This is a genomic window from Pseudomonas sp. ES1 (genome assembly GCF_050586605.1).
GTDB classification, from domain to species: domain Bacteria; phylum Pseudomonadota; class Gammaproteobacteria; order Pseudomonadales; family Pseudomonadaceae; genus Aquipseudomonas; species Aquipseudomonas sichuanensis.
Map to the genome: position 1 here is coordinate 158,995 of NZ_JBOBDM010000002.1, position 21,597 is coordinate 180,591.

At 64.2% G+C, this 21,597-nt stretch carries 21 protein-coding genes; 13 read left to right on the forward strand and 8 right to left on the reverse strand.

All coding sequences use genetic code 11. The features are described from left to right. Window positions 1-89 precede the first annotated feature (89 nt). A complete protein-coding gene (gene yihA, locus ACQ4N9_RS01955) occupies window positions 90-722 on the reverse strand; it encodes a ribosome biogenesis GTP-binding protein YihA/YsxC (RefSeq protein WP_390970034.1) in 633 nt (210 codons plus the stop codon). A gap of 208 nt (window positions 723-930) precedes the next feature. On the opposite strand from yihA, the gene ACQ4N9_RS01960 reads away from it, so the two are divergent. The 8 genes from ACQ4N9_RS01960 (at window position 931) to ACQ4N9_RS01995 (ending at window position 8,734) form a co-directional block, all read left to right on the forward strand. Then, window positions 931-1,233, forward strand: a complete 303-nt coding sequence (locus ACQ4N9_RS01960; protein WP_110995057.1) for a c-type cytochrome — start codon at window positions 931-933, stop codon at window positions 1,231-1,233. Between the two features lie 31 nt (window positions 1,234-1,264). Then, the gene (locus tag ACQ4N9_RS01965) at window positions 1,265-1,882 is read left to right on the forward strand and encodes a c-type cytochrome (protein WP_110995021.1); all 618 of its coding nucleotides are present in this window, start codon (window positions 1,265-1,267) and stop codon (window positions 1,880-1,882) included. A gap of 212 nt (window positions 1,883-2,094) precedes the next feature. Continuing rightward, window positions 2,095-2,730, forward strand: a complete 636-nt coding sequence (dsbA, locus tag ACQ4N9_RS01970) for a thiol:disulfide interchange protein DsbA (RefSeq protein WP_110995022.1) — start codon at window positions 2,095-2,097, stop codon at window positions 2,728-2,730. 12 nt (window positions 2,731-2,742) lie between these two features. Further along, window positions 2,743-3,597: an endonuclease/exonuclease/phosphatase family protein gene (locus tag ACQ4N9_RS01975; RefSeq protein ID WP_390970031.1), complete on the forward strand. Its 855-nt coding sequence runs from the start codon at window positions 2,743-2,745 to the stop codon at window positions 3,595-3,597. 96 nt (window positions 3,598-3,693) lie between these two features. Next, the gene (locus tag ACQ4N9_RS01980; protein ID WP_390970029.1) at window positions 3,694-5,670 is read left to right on the forward strand and encodes a GGDEF domain-containing protein; all 1,977 of its coding nucleotides are present in this window, start codon (window positions 3,694-3,696) and stop codon (window positions 5,668-5,670) included. Between the two features lie 98 nt (window positions 5,671-5,768). Then, on the forward strand, window positions 5,769-6,164 hold the full coding sequence (locus tag ACQ4N9_RS01985) for a hypothetical protein (protein ID WP_390970027.1): 396 nt from the start codon (window positions 5,769-5,771) through the stop codon (window positions 6,162-6,164). Between the two features lie 77 nt (window positions 6,165-6,241). Then, window positions 6,242-7,018: an N-acetylmuramoyl-L-alanine amidase gene (locus ACQ4N9_RS01990; protein ID WP_390970025.1), complete on the forward strand. Its 777-nt coding sequence runs from the start codon at window positions 6,242-6,244 to the stop codon at window positions 7,016-7,018. A 96-nt stretch (window positions 7,019-7,114) separates the two neighbouring features. Further along, a complete protein-coding gene (locus tag ACQ4N9_RS01995) occupies window positions 7,115-8,734 on the forward strand; it encodes an EAL domain-containing protein (protein ID WP_258643916.1) in 1,620 nt (539 codons plus the stop codon). Between the two features lie 133 nt (window positions 8,735-8,867). On the opposite strand, the gene ACQ4N9_RS02000 is transcribed toward ACQ4N9_RS01995, so the two are convergent. Further along, complete coding sequence (locus ACQ4N9_RS02000; protein WP_390970023.1) at window positions 8,868-10,634, reverse strand: KinB sensor domain-containing domain; 1,767 nt, start codon at window positions 10,632-10,634, stop codon at window positions 8,868-8,870. 8 nt (window positions 10,635-10,642) lie between these two features. Further along, on the reverse strand, window positions 10,643-11,989 hold the full coding sequence (algB, locus tag ACQ4N9_RS02005; protein ID WP_390970021.1) for a sigma-54-dependent response regulator transcription factor AlgB: 1,347 nt from the start codon (window positions 11,987-11,989) through the stop codon (window positions 10,643-10,645). Between the two features lie 402 nt (window positions 11,990-12,391). Between algB and ACQ4N9_RS02010 the strand changes: the two genes are divergently transcribed. The 5 genes from ACQ4N9_RS02010 (at window position 12,392) to ACQ4N9_RS02030 (ending at window position 16,870) form a co-directional block, all read left to right on the forward strand. Further along, window positions 12,392-12,676, forward strand: a complete 285-nt coding sequence (locus tag ACQ4N9_RS02010; RefSeq protein WP_390970019.1) for a hypothetical protein — start codon at window positions 12,392-12,394, stop codon at window positions 12,674-12,676. Between the two features lie 36 nt (window positions 12,677-12,712). After that, window positions 12,713-12,874 carry a DUF1328 domain-containing protein gene (locus tag ACQ4N9_RS02015; protein ID WP_003252966.1) on the forward strand — a complete coding sequence of 54 codons (162 nt, stop codon included), beginning with the start codon at window positions 12,713-12,715 and terminating at the stop codon, window positions 12,872-12,874. A 3-nt stretch (window positions 12,875-12,877) separates the two neighbouring features. Continuing rightward, window positions 12,878-13,348, forward strand: coding sequence for an inhibitor of vertebrate lysozyme family protein (locus ACQ4N9_RS02020; protein WP_125462090.1), 471 nt, complete (start codon window positions 12,878-12,880; stop codon window positions 13,346-13,348). Window positions 13,349-14,089: 741 nt separating this feature from the next. Then, complete coding sequence (gene gltP, locus ACQ4N9_RS02025; RefSeq protein ID WP_110995031.1) at window positions 14,090-15,424, forward strand: glutamate/aspartate:proton symporter GltP; 1,335 nt, start codon at window positions 14,090-14,092, stop codon at window positions 15,422-15,424. Window positions 15,425-15,640: 216 nt separating this feature from the next. After that, window positions 15,641-16,870 carry a nucleoside recognition domain-containing protein gene (locus ACQ4N9_RS02030; RefSeq protein ID WP_390970016.1) on the forward strand — a complete coding sequence of 410 codons (1,230 nt, stop codon included), beginning with the start codon at window positions 15,641-15,643 and terminating at the stop codon, window positions 16,868-16,870. Here ACQ4N9_RS02030 and ACQ4N9_RS02035 read toward each other — a convergent pair. From ACQ4N9_RS02035 to ACQ4N9_RS02055, 5 genes are all read right to left on the reverse strand, one after another. Continuing rightward, window positions 16,852-17,475, reverse strand: a complete 624-nt coding sequence (locus ACQ4N9_RS02035) for an ABC-type transport auxiliary lipoprotein family protein (protein WP_390970014.1) — start codon at window positions 17,473-17,475, stop codon at window positions 16,852-16,854. The two genes, ACQ4N9_RS02030 and ACQ4N9_RS02035, sit on opposite strands and share 19 nt — an antisense overlap. Then, a complete protein-coding gene (locus ACQ4N9_RS02040; protein ID WP_390970012.1) occupies window positions 17,472-18,410 on the reverse strand; it encodes an MlaD family protein in 939 nt (312 codons plus the stop codon). Before ACQ4N9_RS02040 ends, ACQ4N9_RS02035 begins: the two co-directional genes overlap by 4 nt. A gap of 3 nt (window positions 18,411-18,413) precedes the next feature. Further along, complete coding sequence (locus ACQ4N9_RS02045) at window positions 18,414-19,205, reverse strand: ABC transporter ATP-binding protein (protein ID WP_125857030.1); 792 nt, start codon at window positions 19,203-19,205, stop codon at window positions 18,414-18,416. Next, a complete protein-coding gene (locus ACQ4N9_RS02050; protein WP_347150436.1) occupies window positions 19,202-20,335 on the reverse strand; it encodes an ABC transporter permease in 1,134 nt (377 codons plus the stop codon). Before ACQ4N9_RS02050 ends, ACQ4N9_RS02045 begins: the two co-directional genes overlap by 4 nt. A gap of 138 nt (window positions 20,336-20,473) precedes the next feature. Beyond that, window positions 20,474-21,496 (reverse strand): DUF5924 family protein, encoded by a 1,023-nt coding sequence (locus tag ACQ4N9_RS02055; RefSeq protein ID WP_390970009.1) that lies wholly within the window; start codon window positions 21,494-21,496, stop codon window positions 20,474-20,476. Window positions 21,497-21,597 lie beyond the last annotated feature (101 nt).

The following is a 21,597-nucleotide window of genomic DNA, read 5'->3' on the forward strand; positions in this document are numbered from 1 at the left end:
CCGGGGTTTTTTTTGCCCGCAATTCAGCGTTTGCGGGGGCATCGTGGGGCCGGCGCACCGCCGCTCCCACGCACCCAGCTCGAAAGCACTCACGCCACCGGCTTGTCTTCCAGCTCCATCCAGTCCGCCAGCACGCGGTAAGCCTCTTCCAGGCCCAGGCGCTTGGGCGCCGAGAACAGCTGGATGGTGGTGCTGTCGCCCCAGCCCTTGCGAATTTCCGACTGCACCTTGAGCAGGGTGTTCTTGCCGGCACCGTGGGTCAGCTTGTCGGCCTTGGTCAACAGGATGTGCATGGGCATGCGGCTGGCCTTGGCCCAGTCGAGCATCATCTTGTCGAAGTCGGTCATCGGGTGGCGCACGTCCATCATCAGGATCACCCCGCGCAGGCACTCGCGGCTGCCCAGGTAGGCTTCCAGGTGCTTTTGCCAGTGCTGCTTGAGCGGGATCGGCACTTTTGCATAACCGTAGCCCGGCAGGTCGACCAAACGCCGTTCATCGTCCAGACTGAAGAAATTCAACAGCTGGGTGCGGCCTGGGGTCTTGGAAGTCCGCGCCAGGCTGGCATGGGTCAGGGTGTTGAGGGCGCTGGATTTGCCGGCATTGGAACGGCCGGCGAAGGCCACCTCGTAACCCTGGTCTTCAGGGCATTGTTCGACCTTGGCGGCGCTGAGGGCGAAGGTGGCTTTCTGGCAGAGGCCGAGGATGGGGTTCTTGACTTGCATGGGATATCCGATGTGGGTGTTGCCCGGCACTGGAACGGTTGGCCCAGGCGCGGCAAGCGGTGTCGTTTCCGTTTGGATGACGGAAGTATATAATGCCCCAGTTTTTGTGTGCTCATTCTCCCAGCGAAGGAGAACGGGCATGGGGTGCCGAACAATAGCTCGCGCAACAGAACGCAGCGCGGCCCCCAACCCTGTCAGGTCGTTCCGCATGGCGAAATGGCTGCTTGCTGTCGGTATGTTCCTGCCGTATTTCAGCGCACAGGCTACACAGGATCCCGAGGCGTTGTACAACCGCACGTGTGCGGCCTGTCACGCCGGACAGTTGCCACAGGCCCCCAAACGGGGTGACCGGGCGGCCTGGGAGCCAAGGCTGGCGCAAGGCATGGCGCAACTGGTGGCGCATGTTACACAGGGTTTCAAGGCTATGCCGCCGCGTGGATTGTGCATGGACTGCAGTGCCGAGGACTACCGATTGGTCATCCTTTGGATGAGCGGCAGTCCCGATACATAACATTTCACCCTTAGCCGTGTTGGATTAGCTGATGAACAAACTAGTCGTGAGTCTGCTGTTGACCATGGGTGTCGCGGGTGCGGCCACTGCTGCCGAACCCATCAAAGGCGATGCTGCCGCTGGCCAGGCCAAGACGGCCGTCTGTGGCGCCTGCCACAACCCCGACGGCAACAGCCTGGCGCCGAACTTCCCGAAACTCGCCGGCCAAGGCGAACGTTATCTCGAAAAACAGCTGCACGATATCAAGGCCGGCAAGCGTACCGTGCTGGAAATGACGGGCATGCTCGCCAACTTCAGCGACCAGGACCTGGCCGATATCGCCGCGTACTTCTCCAGCCAGAAAGGCAGTGTCGGCGCCGCCGACCCGAAACTGGTGGAACGAGGCCGCGCGTTGTTCAACGGCGGCGACCTGGAAAAAGGCATGCCCGCCTGTACCGGCTGCCACTCGCCCAACGGCGCAGGGATCGCCCTGGCTGGTTTCCCGCACCTCGGTGGCCAGCACTCGCAGTATGTGACCAAGCAGCTCACTGATTTCCGTGAGGGCAACCGCACCAACGACGGCGACGCCATGACCATGCGGACCATCGCCGGCAAGCTGAGCAACAAGGATATCGAGGCGCTCTCCAGCTACATCCAGGGGTTGCACTGAGGTCAGTCGCCAGGTCCTGGCGTCTCTTTGCCGGCAACAGGGCTTCGCAACCCGCGCGTTAACAATGGGTTAATGATGTGCGACAAAGATGAAAGGGCAGCCCGTGCTGCCCTTTTTTTCGTTCAGGGTCGTACACTACAGAACTCACGCCCTTCCCGGCCTGTCCCAGACAGGTCGCGTCGAGGCGACCAAAGACTGCTCAGGAGTAAAGCATGCGTAAACTGATTCTCAGCGCTGCGCTGGTCGCCGCCAGCGTGTTCGGTATGACCGCCGTACAGGCCGCGGAGCCTGCCACCGCCGGCAAGGAATATATCGAGCTGAGCAACCCCGTCCCCGTGTCCGTGCCGGGCAAGATCGAAGTGGTCGAACTGTTCTGGTACGGCTGCCCGCACTGCTACCACTTTGAACCTGTGATCAACCCGTGGGCCGAGAAGCTGCCCAAGGACGTCAACTTCAAGCGCGTACCCGCCATGTTCGGCGGCCCGTGGGATGCCCACGGCCAGATGTTCCTGACCCTCGAAGCCATGGGCGTCGAGCACAAGGTGCATGCCGCGGTCTTCGATGCCATCCAGAACCAGCGCAAGCGCCTGACCGACCCGCAAGACATGGCCGACTTCCTGGCTACCCAGGGCGTCGACAAGGACAAGTTCCTTGCCACCTTCAACTCCTTCGCCATCAAGGGCCAGGTCAACCAGGCCAAAGAGCTGGCCAAGAAGTACGAAATCACCGGCGTGCCAAGCATGGTGGTCAACGGCAAGTACCGCTTCGACCTGGGCACCGCAGGTGGTCCGGAAGGCGTACTGAACGTTGCCGACCAGTTGATCGACAAGGAGCGCGCCGCTAAGTAAGCGGCGAACCCCATGGCTCGCTTGCGCCCCACCCGTGGCGTCGGCCTGCACCAGCCGCAGGTCAACGAACATCACCTGCAGGCCTCTGGCCTGCCAGAGGATGGTCGCCTGCGGCTGCTCAGTTTCAACATCCAGGTCGGCATCAGCACCGAGCGCTACCGTCATTACCTGACCCGCAGTTGGCAGCACCTGCTGCCGCATACCGGGCGAGCGGGCAACCTGCAGAAGATCGGTGACCTGCTCGGCGATTTCGACCTGGTGGCCCTGCAAGAGGCCGATGGCGGCAGCCTGCGCTCAGGCTACGTCAACCAGGTGGAGCACCTTGCCCAGCTGGGCGCCTTCCCCTACTGGTACCAGCAGCTCAACCGCAACCTCGGGCGTTTCGCCCAGCACAGCAACGGCGTACTCAGCCGCCTGAAGCCCCAGCACCTGGAAGACCACCCGCTGCCCGGCCCGGCCGGTCGCGGCGCGATCCTGGTGCGCTTTGGCGACGGTGACGACGCGCTGATCGTGGTGATGATGCACCTGGCGCTGGGTGCCAAGACCCGCGCCCTGCAACTGGCCTACATTCGCGAGCTGATCGGCGGCTACCGTCATCAGATCCTCATGGGTGACATGAACACCCACGCCACCGACCTGCTCGAGCACTCGCCGCTGCGCGATCTGGGCCTGATTGCCCCCCAGGTCGAGGCCACCTTCCCGAGCTGGCGGCCACAGCGCTGCCTCGATCACATCCTGCTCAGCCCGAGCCTCACCCTGGAACGGGTCGAGGTGCTGGCACAACCGATTTCCGATCACCTGCCCGTCGCCGTCGAGATCCGATTGCCTGATGCCCTGACTGTGGATACGCTGCCGGTCCTGAGCTAGGCCTGCGTATGTGATCGGCGCGTTCAAGTGTTGGGGACTTGTGCCGAAATCCAGTCATCACAGGGCTAGATGCCATCACCCTTTGCGGATTCAGGCATGAGCGAAGAAGCCGAGCGCTGGAAAGAAAAATACCTTAAAAGCATCGAACAGCAGGAAAAGCTTGAGCGGCGTTGGGACGCTCGGCTCGACCTGTTGCGTCGTGGCCTGGTGCGCAGCACCCTGGCAGCGGAAGGTAGCGACAAGATCGTCGACCAGTGCATGAAGGAAATGCGCGAAGTCATCCGCAGCGACAATATGGACGCCGGGCTCGCCGGGTTGATCCCACGCCTGGAAAAGGCCGTGCTCGATTCCGAGCAGCGTCGGGAAACCCGCATGAACCAGGTCAGCGACGCGTTGACAGCACTGGTCAACCAGCTGCAGGCCTTGCCGCTCCCGGGTGAAGTGTCGCGGCCCCTGAAGAAACTGGCGAAAAAGCTCGACGGCGGCGTTAGCCAGTCCCGCGAACTGCCGCCCCTGCTGGGTGAGCTCAGCGGTCTGCAAGGGCGAGCCTTGAGTGCGGTGCAAAAGCCGGACGACGAGGCCCGCCCGGGTTTGCTGCAGCGCCTGTTCGGTGGGCGCGATGAAGCACAGGGTGAGCTGCAGCCTGCGCCACAACCTGCTCAGCCTGAGGAAAGCGCGAGCCTGGTTGCCGAGCCGGATACGCAACCGCAGGATGCCGACGAGCTCCACCCGCTTGCGGCCAGCATACCCGCGCCACCGCAGCAGCCAGTAATCGAGGCGTCGGGCCCGGTACTGGTCGAAGCCGTCGAAGAAACTTTCGCGGCGCCCCAGCCGCAAGCCGAGCCTGAGCCTCAAGCCGAGCCTGAGCCTGAACCCGAGACGCAGATCATCGAGCAGCAGGCGGCCGAGCCTGCGCCATTACCTGCCGAGGTTGTGCCTGAAGTCACCCGGCCATCACCTGTACAGACACTCGAAGAGCTGGCCGGCGAAGACGGCCCGTATGCCCTGCCCGACGCCGTCGAGCCGCCCTACAGCCAGGTGGCCGCCCATATCGAGCAGACCTTGATCGGCCTGCTCGACGACCTCAGCCTGCCCGAGCGCCACAAGGCCCAGGCCCTGGAGATGCGCGAGCGCGTGGCGCGCGGCCTCAACTGGTATGAACTGATCCCGGTGCTGGATGACCTGGCGGTCCTGATGCTGGCCATTACCGACAGCGGCCAACACGAGTTCGAAGCCTACCTGCAGCAGCTCAACGAACGCCTGGAAAGCTTCCAGAGCCATCTGCACGAAGCCAGTACCGGCCATGCCGACAACAGCTCCGCCGCTCGCGAGCTGGACAGCCAGCTGCGTGAGCAGGTCGACGGTCTGCAGAGCAGCGTGCAGGGTGCTGCCGATGTCGACAGCCTCAAGCACATCCTGGAAGGCCGCCTGGAAGGGTTGCTGCTGACCATGGACGACCACCAGCACGAGCGTGACCGCCGCGAGCAGGAACTGGCCAGCCGCCTGCACGGCTTGGCCGAGCGTGTGGCGAGCATGGAGCAGGAGGCCCTCGGTTACCGTGAGCACCTCGAAGAGCAGCGGCAGAAAGCGATGATCGACCCGCTGACCGGCCTGCCCAATCGCGCGGCCTGGTCCGAGCGGGTTGAACAGGAAGTGCTCGACTGGCATGAAAACGGCGGCCACCTGGCGATGGCCATCCTCGACCTCGATCACTTCAAGCGCATCAATGATGGCTATGGCCACCTGGCGGGCGACAAAGTGCTCAAGATCGTCGCCGACCAGCTGCGCAAACGCCTGCGTGGTCGCGACTTCATCGCCCGCTTCGGCGGTGAGGAATTCGTTTTGCTGTTGCCGCAAACCTCACCGCCCGCTGCGGTGCAGGTTGCCGAAGCACTGCGTGCGGCGATCGAAGCCTGCCCGTTCCACTTCAAGGGCGAGCGGGTGGTGATCACCACGTCCATCGGCCTCAGCGCCTTCCGCCCCGGCGAACGTGGCGACCAGGTGCTCAAGCGCGCGGACGAAGCCTTGTATCGGGCCAAGGACAAAGGGCGCAATCGCGTCGAACAGGCATAAATAGATACCGCTTGCGACGCTGCGGGGTCATCGACACTGCGGGCGAGCGCTGGTTTTCAGCGCATCGCCAACAGATCGATCAAACCCGGAGTGAATAAATGAAGATGACCCAGTGGATCATGCCAGTGCTGCTGAGCCTGATGTTCCAGGCAAACGCCATGGCCAAGGATGTGGTGCTGACCGCGCATGTGGCTGCCGATGGCAGTGTCCTGCGGCAATGGCCGGAGTGGATCAGCAAGGTCGAGCGCCAGCCGCAAGCCGACTATTTCACGCAATACAAGCTTAAGTTCAATCCGCGTATCGTCCATCAGGACCCGGGCTACTGTTCGGTGCAGCCAATCGATGCCAGCAGCCATGACCGCCTGATGCATGGTCAGGCCAAGGTCATCGGCAAGCCGCTGGCGGAACAGGTGACGGTCATGACCCAACTCGTGGACAAGAACGGCCCGAGCGGGGACAACTCGCTGGAGTTCCTGGTCATGTGCACTCGCTGAAAGGATCACTAACGCCAGGGCGGCAGCACGTTATACTGTAGCGCTGTTGTCGCCTACTCAATGACGTGCCCCCTGCAATGAAAAAGCTCTTCACCGCCCTGCTCCTGCTGGCCCTGGCCGGTTGTTCCAGCGGCCTGCGCATCGACCGCAGCCACCCCTCGGTCAACCAGGACAGCCGCATCCAGTTCGTCGTCGTGCATTACACCAACGCTTCGCTGGAGCGCTCGCTGGCGTTGTTGACCCACGGCGAGGTCAGCAGCCACTACCTGATCGGCGATGGCCCGGCCACTGTCTACCAGTTGGTCGACGAAAACCGTCGCGCCTGGCATGCCGGCGACAGCCAGTGGCAGGGCCGCACCTGGCTCAACTCCAGCTCCATCGGCATCGAGATCGTCAACCCGGGCTACACCGACACGCCGGCTGGCCGGGTCTGGCACCCTTACAGCGAAGCCCAGGTGCAGGCGCTGATCGCCTTGCTCAAGGACATCGTCAAGCGCAACAACATCGACCCACGCCATATCATCGGTCACAGCGACATCGCCCCCCTGCGCAAGCTCGACCCCGGGCCGCTGTTCCCCTGGAAGCGCCTGGCCGATGCCGGGCTAAGCATCTGGCCGGACGCCGCGTCGGTGGCACGCCAACAGGCCTACTTCGAGGCCAACCCGCCGACCGTCGCCTGGTACCAGCAGCAACTGGCGCGTTTCGGCTATGCCATCGACCAGACCGGCGAGCTCGATGTGGCCACGCGCCACGTCATAGCGGCGTTCCAGATGCGCTTCCGCCCGCAGCGTTTCGACGGCCTGCCGGATGCGCAGACTGCCGCCATGCTCCAGGTGCTCAACCGCAAACGTTGAACCTCGTGGGGGCTGCTTCGCGGCGCCGTCTTCCGAACGGCAAAGCTGGCTACTCATTCAGTTGCTATACCTTTGGTATTCAACTGGATGCCGCGCATGCCTGCCCCTAACGCCTCAGTGCGTCAATTTTTTCACCACCCCTGGCTGCTCGCGGTGCTCGCGGCCTTGGGCAGCGCTGCGCTGCTGTTGGCCGCCAGTGTCGGTGTGACCCTGCAGCAGATGAAGGACAGTGAAAGCGCCCAGATGAATGCCCGTGGCGAGCGCTTTCTCGAACGGCTGGAGCAGGTGTTCGGCCAGTTGCGTGAAGGGGTCGACCAATTGCAGTCGCAATCCCTGCGCGGCTGCGGCCCGCCCATGCAGGCCCTGCTGCAGCAGGTGGCGCTGAAGTCGCGGTTCATCTACGAGGCGGCCTATGCCGATGGCCAGTCGGCCTGCTCCAACCGCGGCGGCGAGCGGGTCATCGAGCCCTTGCGTGCGCCGGACATTGAAGGGCCGACCTACAGCTATTGGCTCAACACCACCACCGAACCCAATGAAAACCTGGCTGCCCTGATGCTGGGCCGTGGCAATTTCCTGGTGTCGACTTCGCGCGGGCATCTGAGCGATGTGGTCGACTTGCCGCCAGGCGGCAGCCTGCTGGTGGTGCTTGACCGCGGCAACCGCGCGATCCCGGTGCTCGGCCCGCCGCAGGCCTGGCCGCCCACTGCGGACTGGCCACCACCGTCGCACAAGTCGCTACTGGAACTGCATGATCGGCTGGTCTACCGCATGGCCACCAAGTCGCCCGACTACCAGTTGGTGCTGATCGCCCCGCGGGCCAGCCTGCCGCTCAAACTCAACGGGCTGCTCTGGCTGCTGTTCCCGGGCAGCCTGGTGCTGGCCTGCTGCATCGGCTGGCTGGTGCTGCAACTGATCCAGCAGCGCCGTTCGATGAGCTCCGAGCTGCAACAAGCCTTGCGCCGGGGCGAGCTGCAGGTGCTGTACCAGCCGATCATCGAACTGGACAGCCGCCGCTGTGTGGGGGCCGAGGCGCTGATACGCTGGCGCCGCCCGGACGGCAGCCTGACCAGCCCGGAGCTGTTCATTCCGCTGGCGGAAAATACCGGGCAGATCCGCCAGATCACCGATTTTGTCCTGCAGCGGGTGCTTGAACAGCTCGGCCAGCTGCTGCGCGCCAACCGTCACCTGTACATCTCGGTGAACCTGGCGGCCTGTGATGTCATGGAGCCGCGCATCGGCAGGGTTGCCGCGCGGCTGCTGGCGCAGCATCGGGTGGCCGCCAGCCAGATCGCGTTCGAGGTGACCGAGCGCGGGTTGATCGACGTCGTGGTGGCCCGGGACAACCTCCAGGCTTTGCGCACGGAAGGGCATCAGGTGCTGATCGATGATTTCGGTACCGGCTATTGCAGCCTGGCCTATTTGCAGACCCTGCCGGTGGACTGCCTGAAAATCGACAAGGCGTTCATCGACGCCCTTGGTCATGACGCCGCCAGCAGTGGCGTGGCCCCGCACATCATCCGCATGGCCCACGACCTGCACCTGCGGGTGATCGCCGAAGGTATCGAGTGCGAGGACCAGGCGCAGTTCCTCAGCAGCGAAGGGGTCAACTACGGCCAGGGCTGGCTGTTCGCCCACCCGCTCAACGCCCGGCAGTTCGCCGAGTTGATCACCCGCGGGCGGCGGGTGGCGGGGCGGCGGATCAATGATGAGCCTTGAGCGTTTTGCTGCCCTTGGGGCCCTCATCGCCGGCAAGCCGGCTCCCACAGGGGCTGCGGTGATCCTTGTGGGAGCCGGCTTGCCGGCGATGAAGGCGGTGAGCCAAGCCCGAGCGTCCAGGCTGGCGGTGCACTCACACCGGCAACGCCATGTAGAACTGTGTCCCCTGCCCCGGCCGTGAAAACACCCCCATGCGCCCGCCATGCAACTGCACGATCTCCTTGCACAGCGCCAAGCCCAGGCCGGCCCCGCCCTTCTTGCGCCCGACCTGCACGAACGGCTCGAAGATCCGCCCCTGCTGGCCATAGGCGATGCCTTCGCCGTTGTCCTCGACGCTGACAATCACCCGCTCCGCGTGCCGCCGAGCATGCAGGCGGATATGCCCACCGCTGGCGGTATGGCGGATGGCGTTGTGCAGCAGGTTGTCCAGCACCCGGTCGAGCTGGGCGATATCGGCCTGGATCCGCGGCAGTGGCGGTTCCAGTTCGCGAATCAGCTCGATCTGTTTTGCCGCAGCCTGCTCGGCAAAGCGGGCCTGGGCCCGTTCGAACAGGTCGTCGAGTGCGCAGGGCGCCAGTTCCAGCTTTTGCAGGCCGCTCTGGTAGCGGGAAAAGTTGAGCAGGTCGTTGATCAGTTGGGTGAGGCGCTGCATCTCCTCGCCGATGGTTTCAAGCAGGTCATGCTCACGGGCTTCGGGCGGGAAGCTGACCCGCTCGCGCAGCAGGCCGAAGGCCATGTGCATGCCGGTGACCGGGGTGCGCAGTTCGTGGGAGGCGCGCAACACGAATTCGCTGCGTACCCGCTCGAAGGCGCGCTGTTCGGTGACATCGTGCAGCACCATCACCGCGCCGAGGATCGGCCCTTGTGGGTGGCTGACCGGGGTCAGGCTGTAGGTCAGCAGGCGGCTTTCTTCGTCTACCTCCAGGCTCAGGTCGTCGGGCGGGCGATCCAGGCTGCCGCCGCGCAGCACCTGGCGCAGTTGCTGCTCCAGCTCCGGGCGTTGCAGCGCTTCGGCCAGGCTCGCGCCCAGGCGGTCGTGGCCCCAGCCCAACTGGCGCTGGGCCACCGGGTTGAAGTGTTCCAGGCGGCCCTGGCGGTCGATGATCAGCAGGCCGTCGTCGATGCTGTCGAGCACCGCTTGCAGGCGTTGCTGGCCCGCGAGCAGTTCGTCGACGTTGGTCGCCTGATGCTTGCGCAGGGCATCGGCCATCAGCCCGAAGCGTCGGGTCAGCTGGTTCAATTCGGTGGCCTGGGTGACGGGCAGGGTCACGTCGAAGTTGCCCTGCCCCAACTGGTCGGCCGCTTCGGCCAGCGCCTCGATGGGCTGGCCGAAGCGGCGGGCGATGTTGTGTGCGGTGATGAAGCCCAGCACCAGCACGGCCAGGCCCATCAGGCCGAGCAGGCCGCTGATCAGCAGGGCACGGTCGCGGGAGATTTCCTCACTGCGGGTGATGTGCTGCAACGCCTGTTCGTGTGAGTCGAGCAGATCGTTACGCAACTGGCTGAAGGCCGCCCCCAGGGGTTGCTCGGTACCCAGGCTGCGCGCGGGGGCCGGGCTTTCCCGGTAGGCCTGGAGGAAGGCTTGGTAATGGCTGGCGGCCTTGCTGAAACCGGTCCGTTCGCCGCCTTGCTCCAGCCCTTGGCTGAGCAGTGCCTGGAACTCGTTCTGCAAGCTGGCCAGGCTCTGCGCGGTGGTGTCTTCGTCGAGCATCAGGGTCAGCTGCTCGCCCAGGTTCTGCCGTAGCTTCAGCCCCAGTTCCAGGGTCTGGGAGGTGTCCTGCACCGAACGCTGTTGCATGGCCGCCATCTGCAGCACGCTGACCAGCCCCAGCAGCAGCCCCAGCAGGGCCACCGTGACCAGCGCCGAAATGCTCAGGAACAGCCGCGTGCGCAGCTTCATTGGCGTTTTCACAGGTTGAACTGCTTGCGCTTGCGGTACAGCGTGGAGGCGTCGATGCCCAGGGTCTTGGCAGCCTGGTCGAGGGTGTCGCTGGCCGCCAGCACTGCCGCGATATGGGCGCGCTCCAGTTCGTCCAGGCTCAGTGCGGCGCCGACCCTTGGCGCGTTGCCGGTGGGCTGCTCGCCCATGCCCAGGTGGCTGATTTCCACGCGCTCCTGCGGGCAGATGATGCTGGCCCGCTCGACCACGTTGCGCAACTCACGGATGTTGCCTGGCCAGCGATAATTGAGCAGTGCCGTGCGGGCTTCGTCGCTGAAACCACGGGCTGGGCGTGAATATTCTTTGACGAAGCGAGCAAGGAACCGCTCGGCCAGGGTCAGGATGTCCTCGCTGCGCTCACGCAGCGGCGGCAGGTGCAAGGTGATCACGTTCAGGCGATAGAGCAGGTCTTCACGGAACCGGTTCTCGCGGACCATCTCGTCCAGGTTGAGGTTGGTCGCCGCCAGGATGCGCACATCGGCACGGCGGGTGACCGGGTCGCCGACCCGCTCGTACTCCTTGTCCTGGATGAAGCGCAGCAGTTTTGGCTGCAATGTGAGGGGAAAATCGCCGATCTCGTCAAGGAACAAGGTGCCGCCATCAGCTTGGCTGACCCGCCCCAGGGTGCTTTCGCTGGCGCCGGTGAAGGCGCCCCGGGTGTGGCCGAACAGCTCGCTCTCCATCAGTTCGGCATTCAGCGATGGGCAGTTGATGGTCACGCAGGCCTTGCGCGCGCGCTTGCTCCAGCCATGGATGGCGCGGGCCAGTTCGCCCTTGCCGGTGCCCGACTCGCCGAGGATGAGGATGTTGGCGTCGGTGGTCGCCACCTGCCGGGCGGTTTCCAGCACGGCCATCATGGCCGGGGTGTGGGAGTCTAGGCCGTCCTTGGGTTTGCGCAGCTCGCCTTCCAGCGCCTCCAGGCGCGCCGACAGCTGGCGCACTTCCAGTTGCTTGGCGGTAGCCAGGCGCAGCTGGTCAGGGCTGCAGGGTTTGACCAGGTAGTCGGCGGCGCCGGCCTGGATCGCGTCCACGGCGGTATCGATCGCCGAATGGGCAGTGACGATCACCACGCGCATCCAGGGGGCCTGGACGCGCATCTGCGCCAGTACATCGAGGCCGTTGTCCTCGCCCAGGCGCAAATCGAGGAAGCACAGGTCGAACACCTGGCGCTGCAGCAGGGCCTCGGCCTGGGCGGCACTGTTGGCGGTGGCCACGCTATAGCCCTCGTCCTCGAGGCAGTAACGGAAGGTACGCAGGATGGCGGACTCATCGTCCACCAGCAGAATGCGGCCTTGGTTGTCCTGGGCTGATTCCATTTTCCTGCGCTCCTTTGGGATAGATCTCAATTAGTGTCGGAAAAATCGGGCAAGTTGCATGGTCGATTCTGATTGATCCGACGCCCTGCATGCTAGCCGGTTGCCTTGATAGTGGCTAAGTGACTGATAACTTTGGAGTTTGAAGTTAGGAAGTGGCCATCATGGCGGCTGTGCGGAGCGCTGGTGGATGTCGCCCACCCCAAAAGGCGGTCCAGGTGCGAGGGTGAATCGTGCAAATCGCCCGACGCGTTTGCCGGTCATCGTGCAGGATACGCACCTCTCGATTTCGCATAATTTCATAACTATATGATTTTATTGAATTTTCTTAACTGAAAAAGACTGGCACGCGAGCTGCAATTACCTGTTCAGGTTTCAAGAACAAGTACAGCAGGAGGAGCCGGCATGAATCACCTACCCACCAACCGCACGCAGTACGCCGTACTGCCCCTGCGCCAGTTGCTGTTCCTCGGCGCGGCCTTGCTGATCACCCTGGCAGCCGGCCAGTTCTACTACAGCTGGCAGACCGCCCGCCTGGCCGATCAGGTGGCGGCGCAGACCCTGGTGCTGACGCAGCTCAAGGCGAGCCGTGTGAGCACCCAGGTGGCGGCGGTGGCGCCGTTGCCGGTGGGTGACACCACCCCTGCACGGGTCGAGAACGTCCAACCCGAGCAACGCTGGGTGTTCTAGACCACCAACGATTTTGCACACGTAAGGAGAAACATCATGCTGAGCTGGGCTATCACCTTCCTGATCATCGCCATTGTCGCCGCGGTCCTGGGCTTCGGTGGTATCGCTGGCGCGGCGACCGGCATCGCGAAGATCCTGTTCATCGTCTTCCTGGTGCTGTTCGTGGCTTCTTTCTTCTTCGGACGAGGCAGGGGTTGAACCATGAGGCGGATGCTTTGCCACGCCTTGGCTGGCGCCCTGCTTGCGGGCGCCAGCAGCCTGGCGCTGGCGGCCAATGACGGCCAGGTGCGGGCCAACCAGTTGTTAGGCTCGGACCCCGAATACCAGGAAACCTGGCAGCACACGATCAAGGGCGAGGAACGTTTGCCCGAATGGGTGATCAACCTCACCGGCAGCGCCCCGCTGCAGATGTCGGCGGTCACCGAGGACGGCGAGCAGTATCTGGTCGGCCCATTGTGCGAGGCCGACAGCACCTGCACCTACAAGCGCCTGATCGTGGCGTTCAGCTGGGACAAGGACAATGCCTACGGGATGCTCGTGGAAGTACCCGAAGGCCTGCCCTCGGACAAGTCGCCCACCCGCCATGCGGACTATCGCTGGCTGGGCAAGCCTGACGACGGCATGAAAGCCTTGCTGCAGGAGCAGCTCAAGCGCGACCCGAACTGGTACTGAGCCATTTGAGGCCTGCGGGTACGCACTGTCACGAAATAGAAGCTGAACCTTTCTATCTTTCTGGCTTCTATGATGCGCCGCCCCGAGGAGGGGCAGCGCATGACCAGGGGGCCGGGCTGTTCTGATTGATGCAGGATCGGAGTGGCCTAGGGGTACAGGGAGTACCTCCGCAAGGGCCAGGTCAGGCGAAGGTGGCATCGGAAGTTTCAGATCGGTCATGGCCTACAGAGATCAGAGACCGATCTGGCTTCCGAGGTGCCTTTATGTAGGACTCATTCCTTATATGTACGTCTTTTCTCCAAAGACACATTTTGTCTTGACCGTACATCGAAATTTTTTAGCCTGACTGACAGCTCAGGTTCAGTGGCATTTTAGCCATTCGGATTGTCGAACACGCCATTCAAACCCCCGTACGCACGCCGTCAAATCTGCCGAATTATGGCGCTTTGGTCTTGTTCGGAAATCCGAACGTTGAAAATCAAGGGCTTGGCGATGCTCGATTTCATGTTCTGGTCTCATGCCGATTCGGCATGGGGTACTCGTTTCCGGCATTAGACTGCCCCCCTTCCCGTCGCAATAGTTGCCGCCTTTTTCCCTGGCCCAAGCACTCGAAAGATGTGCTCGCGGTGTCCTTTCATGGGGCCACCGCACGCCAAGGTCGTGTTGCCATCACGCTTTAAACGGCTCTGGTACGCGGCTTTGCGGTTGGCGTCCTTGACCACTACAACAAAGGGTAATGACATGAAGAAGGCAAAACTGAGCCTCGCCTGGCAGATCGTCATCGGTCTGTTGCTGGGCGTTGCAGTCGGCGCGCTACTGAATCATTTCAGTGCAGAAAAGGCATGGTGGATCAGCAACGTCCTCCAGCCGGCCGGCGACATCTTCATTCGCCTGATCAAGATGATCGTTGTCCCGATCGTGATTTCGTCGCTGATCGTGGGTATCGCCGGAGTTGGCGACGCGAAGAAACTGGGCAGCATTGGCCTCAAGACCATCCTCTACTTCGAGGTGGTGACCACCATCGCCATCGTCGTCGGCCTGGTGCTGGCCAACGTGTTCCACCCGGGCGCCGGCATCGACATGAGCACCCTGGGCACCGTCGACATCTCCAAGTACCAGGCCACCGCGGCCGAGGTGCAGCATGAGCATGCGTTCATCGAGACCCTGCTCAACCTGATCCCGTCGAACATCTTCGCAGCGCTGATGCGTGGCGAAATGCTGCCGATCATCTTCTTCTCGGTCATGTTCGGCATGGGTTTGTCGAGCCTCAACGCCGAGCTGCGCGAGCCGCTGGTGCGCACCTTCCAGGGCGTGTCGGAGACCATGTTCAAGGTCACCCACATGATCATGAACTACGCCCCGATCGGCGTGTTCGCCCTGATCGCCGCCACTGTCGCCAACTTCGGCTTCGCCTCCTTGCTGCCGCTGGCCAAGCTGGTGCTGCTGGTGTACTTCGCCATCGCCTTCTTCGCCTTCATGGTGCTTGGCCTGGTGGCGCGCGTGTTCGGCTTCTCGATCATCAAGATCATGCGCATCATGAAAGACGAGCTGATCCTCGCCTACTCCACTTCCAGCTCCGAGACCGTGCTGCCGCGCGTGATCGAGAAGATGGAAAAGTACGGCGCGCCGAAGTCGATCTGCTCGTTCGTGGTGCCGACCGGCTACTCGTTCAACCTCGACGGCTCGACCCTGTACCAGAGCATCGCGGCGATCTTCATCGCCCAGCTGTACGGCATCGACCTGTCCTGGAGCCAGCAGCTGCTGCTGGTGCTGACCCTGATGGTCACTTCCAAAGGTATCGCCGGCGTACCGGGCGTGTCCTTCGTGGTGCTGCTGGCCACCCTGGGCAGCGTTGGTATCCCGCTGGAAGGCCTGGCCTTCATCGCCGGTGTCGACCGCATCATGGACATGGCCCGTACCGCGCTGAACGTGGTGGGTAACGCCCTGGCCGCCGTGGTCATCGCCAAATGGCAGGGTATGTACGACGCCGAAAAAGGCGAGGCGTACTACAAGTCGCTGGTGCTGGACAAAGGCAAGACCGAGGCAGTGGTGGCCGGCAAGACCGTCAACCAGTAAGCCTTCGCGCTGAACCCAAAAGCCCCGACTTGTCGGGGCTTTTTGTTTTCTGGCTTCTGGCTGGCAGATAGGTTGCCTGCTGCGGCCTCATCGCCGGCAAGCCGGCTCCCACAAGGGATCGCAAAGCCCTGTGGGAGCCGGCTTGCCGGCGAAGCGCCGCAACAGAGGGCGCAGGGTTTGCGCTATCATTCGGGCATTTTTCACGGGGGATCACAGATGCTCAACGGCCTCTGGCTCGGCTTTTTCCTGGTGGCGGCCATTTCCGCCCTGGCCCAATGGCTGGTCGGCGGCAACGCCGGCATCTTCGCCGCGATGGTCGAGAGCATCTTCGCCATGGCCAAGCTGTCGGTCGAGGTCATGGTCCTGCTGTTCGGCACCCTGACGCTGTGGCTGGGCTTTCTCAAGATCGCCGAGCAGGCCGGCATCGTCGAATGGCTGGCCAAGGTACTCGGCCCGCTGTTCGCCCGGCTGATGCCGGAAGTGCCGCCCGGCCACCCTGCCCTGGGCCTGATCACCATGAACTTCGCCGCCAATGGCCTGGGCCTGGACAACGCCGCCACCCCCATCGGCCTCAAGGCCATGCGCGCGCTGCAGGAGCTCAACCCCAGCAGCACCACGGCGAGCAACGCGCAGATCCTGTTCCTGGTGCTCAACGCCTCGTCGCTGACCCTGCTGCCGGTGACCATCTTCATGTACCGCGCCCAGCAGGGCGCGACCGACCCGACCCTGGTGTTCCTGCCGATCCTGCTGGCCACCAGCTGCTCGACCCTGGTTGGCCTGCTGTCGGTGGCGGTGATGCAGCGCCTGCGCCTGTGGGACCCGGTGGTGCTGGCCTACATGATTCCCGGTGCGCTGCTGCTGGGTGGTTTCATGGCGTTTCTCGGCACCCTTTCGGCGGCCGCGCTGGCCAGCCTGTCGTCGATCCTCGGCAACCTGACGCTGTTCGGCGTGATCATCCTGTTTTTGCTGATCGGCGCCTTGAAGCGGGTGAAGGTGTACGAGGTGTTCGTCGAAGGTGCCAAGGAAGGTTTCGACGTGGCCAAGAGCCTGCTGCCGTACCTGGTGGCCATGCTGGTGGCGGTGGGCGTGCTGCGCGCTTCCGGCGCCCTGGAGTTGGCCCTGGACGGTATTCGCCATGCGGTGAGCTGGATGGGCCTGGACAGCCGCTTCGTCGAGGGCCTGCCCACCGCGCTGGTCAAGCCGTTCTCGGGCAGCGCGGCGCGGGCCATGCTGATCGAGACCATGCAGACCCACGGCGTCGACAGCTTCCCGGCGCTGGTGGCGGCGACCATCCAGGGCAGCACCGAAACCACCTTCTACGTGCTGGCGGTGTACTTCGGCGCGGTGGGCATCCAGCGGGTGCGCCATGCCGTGGGTTGCGCCCTGCTGGCCGAGCTGTCCGGCGTGGTCGCGGCGATCTTCGTCTGCTACTGGTTCTTCGCCTGAGCCTGGGCGGCCTGGCTCACGGTCCAGTCGATCACCTGGCGCGCCAGCTGGTCGCTGGCCGCGCCGAAGCCGGCGACCGCTGACGGCACCTGCGTGCTGGCGAGTGGCTGGCGCACCTCGAAGCGCTTGCTGGCGAGGATGCGCTGGCTGCGCCCCTGCACCAGCCGCGCGTCGTAGCGGATCACCACCTCCACCTGGTCCTTGGCCCGGTATTCACTCTGGAACGCCTGCAGCTCGCCGCCCAGCTCGTAGTCGGCCTGCAGGTTGGCGTCGTCGGCGCTCAGGCGCTGCACCCGGCCGTCGCGCTGGAAACCATCGAGCAGGCGGTTGCGCACCAGCATCGGCACCGGGTCGCTCCAGCGCGCGCCCTTGTAGCTGCTGATCACGTCACCCTGGGGGATCACCGCGATGCGCGGCCCGGCCAGGGCTTCGCTGGCCAGGGGTTTGTTCAGGCGCAGCGACCAGTTTGCCGGTGTGGCGTTGCCGGCCGCCTGCTGCACGGGCAGGCGGTAGATATCCACAGGTTCGGTCTGCGGCAGGATCGAGCAGGCCGAAGCCAAGCTCAGCGTGGCGGCCAGGGCGAGCAGACGTGGCGACAGGCTCATGGCTGGAACTCCTTGTTGTTGTCGCGACCGAGCAGATAGCCGCTGGGGTCGGCCTCCAGGCGCCGGGAGATGCCCTTGAGCGCATTGAGGGTGTCGCGCAGTTCGCGGATGGCCGGGGCGATCTGGTTCAGGCCTTGGGCACCGTCGTCGAGGGACTGGCGGTTGTCCTGTAGCAGGCTGTTGATGGTCGCGCTGCTTTGGGCCAGCGACTGCATGGCCTGCTCGGCGCTGCCAATGGCCTGCTTGCCCTGGGTGCCGAGCAGGCCGTTGGCGTTGCGCATCAGCGCCTGGGTTTCGGCCAGGGTGGCGTTGGCCTGCTTGCCGACTTCGCCCAGCTGGGCGATGGCCGCACCGATGCCGTCTTTCTGGCTGGCGAAGGCGCCGGTAGTCTGGTCGAGGTTGGCCAGGGTGTTGCTCAGGTGCTCGATGTTGTTTTCCGAGAACATCTGGTTGGCGTTGTGCAGCAGCAGGTTGATGTTGGTCACCAGGTCGCTGCTGTCGTTGAGCAGTTGCGAAATCGGCGATGGCGAGGCGACGATCACTGGCAGTTTGCCGTCCTGGCCCTTGAGCGCTGGGCTCTCTGGCGTGCCGCCGGTAAGTTGGATGAACGAGTTGCCGGTGACCCCGGCCAGGGTCAGCTTGGCCTTGGTGTCTTCCTTCACCGGCGTATCGGCGGACAGGCGAATGCGCGCCAGTACCCGGCGCGGATCTTTCGGGTCCAGGCGCAAGGTGCTGACGTCCCCGACCTTGATGCCGTTGTACTGCACCGGGCTGCCGCGGGACAGGCCGGAGACAGCCTCGTTGAACACGACTTGATAGTCCTTGAAGGCGTCGTCGACGCTGGACTTGGTCAGCCACAGACCAAACAGCATGGCGCCAGCCACCACCAGCACGGTGACCAGGCCGATCAGGACATGATGCGCTCGGGTTTCCATCGTTCAAGGCTCCTGGCGGGCGCGCAGGGCGGCGTCTTCGGCCGCCCGGCCGCGCGGGCCGTGAAAGTATTCGTGAATCCAGGTGTCGTCGGTCTGTTCGACTTCACTGAGGGGGCCGGCCACCAGCACCTTCTTCTGCGACAGCACCGCCACCCGGTCGGTGATGGTGTAGAGGGTGTCCAGGTCGTGGGTGATCAGGAACACCGACAGCCCCAGGGCGTCGCGCAAGGTGAGGATCAGTTGGTCGAAGGCGGCGGCGCCGATCGGGTCGAGGCCGGCAGTGGGCTCGTCGAGGAACAGGATGTCCGGGTCCAGCGCCAGGGCGCGGGCCAGGGCCGCGCGCTTGATCATGCCGCCGGACAGCGAGGCCGGGTACTTGTCGGCAGCGCTGATCGGCAGCCCGGCCAGGGCCAGCTTGACCCCGGCCAGGTGCTCGGCGTCGGCGCGCGACAGCCCGGCGTGCTCGATCAGCGGCAGCGCGACGTTTTCGGTGACGGTCAGCGACGAGAACAGCGCGCCCTTCTGGAACAGCACACCAAAGCGCCGCTCCACCTGCGAGCGTTGGCCTTCGTCGAGGGTGGCCAGGTTCTGGCCGAACACCTTGACGATGCCCTCGTTGGGCCGGCGCAAACCGATGATGCTGCGCAACAGCACCGACTTGCCGCTGCCCGAGCCCCCCACTACGGCGAGGATTTCACCGCGGTACAGGTCCAGGTCGAGGTTTTCGTGCACGCTCTGGCTGCCGAAGCGGTTGCAGAGGCCCCGGGCTTCGATCACTGCTTCCCGGCCGTTCACCAGCCCATCTCCATGAAGAACAGCGCGGCCACCGCATCCAGCACGATAACCACGAAGATCGACTGCACCACCGCCGAGGTCGTGTGGGCGCCCACCGATTCGGCGCTGCCGCTGACCTTGAAGCCTTCCAGGCAGCCGATGGTGGCGATCAGGAAGGCGAAGAACGGTGCCTTGGCCAGGCCCACCAGGAAGTGCTGCACGCCGATGTCGCTTTGCAGCAGCGAAAGGAACATGGCCGGCGAGATGCCCAGCGACAGTGCGCAGACCACCGCGCCACCGACGATGCCGCAGATCATCGCGACGAAGGTCAGCAACGGCAGCGCGATCAGCAGCGCCAGCACCCGCGGCACCACCAGCAGCTCGATGGGGTTCAGGCCCAGGGTGCGGATGGCGTCGATCTCTTCGTTGGCTTTCATCGAGCCGATCTGCGCGGTGAATGCGCTGGCGGTCCGCCCGGCCATGAGGATGGCGGTCAGCAGCACGGCGAATTCCCGCAGGAAAGAGAACGCCACCAGGTCGACGGTGAAGATCGTCGCGCCGAAGTTGGCCAGCACCGTGGCACCGAGGAAGGCCACCACGGCGCCGACCAGGAAGGTCAGCAGGGCAACGATGGGGGCGGCGTCCAGGCCGGTCTGTTCGAGGTGGGCGACCACCGGGGTGACGCGCCAGCGGTGAGGCTGCAGCAGGCGGCGCAGCAGGGTTTCGAGGATCAGGCCGATAAAGCCCAGCACTTGTTTGGTGTCTTGCCACAGGGTGTCGACGGCGCAGCCGATGCGCGCCAGCAGCAGGAGCAGCACCGGGCGCTCGGGTTGTTTGACCGGGATGCAGTAGTCCTGCACCGAGCAGTAGACGTTCTTGAGCAGGGCGCGGCTGGCGTCGGGGAGTTGGTCGGTACAGTGCGCCAGGCGTTCGGAGCCGAGCAGTTCGGCCAGCAGTGAGGCGCCGGCGGTGTCCAGGCGGCCCAGCTGGCTGAGGTCGACCTGGGTGTCGGCGCCGTACTGGCTGCGCAGCTGCTCGCAGTCGCGCTTGAGGCTGGCGTAGTGGGCCAGGGTCCAGTCGCCGACGATACGCAGGCGGGTGGGCTGCTGGTTGTTGTCCAGGATGGCGCTCGGGGCGGTCATAGGCTCCATGCATCTGACTGGCGGGTGGCGAGTCAGATCATAGCGCAGTGGGGCCGCGTTGCGGCCTTATCGCTGGCAAGCCAGCTCCACAAGGTCCTGGTGTGTTCATTGTGGGAGCTGGCTTGCCAGCGATAGGGCCTGAGTCGATCAACTTTTCGCTGCGTCATCCAGCACTTTGAACCTGAGCACCCCGATTACCTGGCCATCTTCGGTCAGCACCCGCACCTGCCACTTGCCCACCGGGTTGGGCGGGAAGTTCTGCTTGTGGGTCCAGGCCCGGTAGCCTTCCTTGCGCCCGCCGTGAATGTCCAGGGCGATGCGGTCCACCTCTTTGCCGTCCAGCTGCCACACGTGGTAAATGCGCTCGTTGAGGCCGCGCGGGGCATTGATTGCGGTGTAGGCGTACAGGCCGCCATTGCGGATGCGGCTGGCGGGCACTTCCTCCAGCGACGCGCCCGGCTGGCGGTTGAGCACTTCGGTGCTGATCGCCACGTCGGTCATCCACAGGGTCGCTGGCGGCACCCAGGAACGCATCAGCCAGCCGCCGCCGCCCACCGCCAGGGTCACCAGCACCAGGCCCACGCCACGGCGCCAATTGTTGATCGGGAAGCTGCTGGCCAGGCTTGGGAACGACAGCACCATGGCGGCGACCAGCGCCAGCTTGAAGCTCTGCGCGGTGGTCAGGTGCAGGATGATCGGCAGTGCCGTGAGCAGCGCGGCGAACAGGGTCAGGGTGTGCAGTGCCAGGAACAGCCAGCGCCTGGGGGCCAGCCACTTGTGGTACAGCGGGTCGACGATGGAAATCAGCCCCGCGGCGCCGAGCAGGCCGGTGAAGACCAGCTGGCCGCTGTTCCAGGTGGTGGTGATGAAGAAGAACGGCAGGACGAAGAACAGGCTTTCCTGGTGGATCATCTGCGTTGCGAAGCGCAGCAGCGGCTGTGGGATCTCGCGCTTGAAGGTACGCGCGAACAGCTCGGTGAGGGTGTTCTCCAGCATCAGCCAGACCCAGCTGATCAGCATGACGATGGCGATCCAGCTGGCCAGGCCGGCCTGGCGGTCGACCAGGATGAAACTGCCGATACCCGACAGGAAACCGTAGAGCGCGATGATACCGGGGTAGCGCTTGAGCAGTTCGATCACGCGCAGGACGAAGTTGGGTATTGGGGGCATGGGGCTACAACAGAATGATTGGGAGGCTGCTCGGGCCTCTTCGCGGGTAAACCCGCTCCCACAAGGTCCACCAATAACCCTGTGGGAGGGGGTTTCCCCCC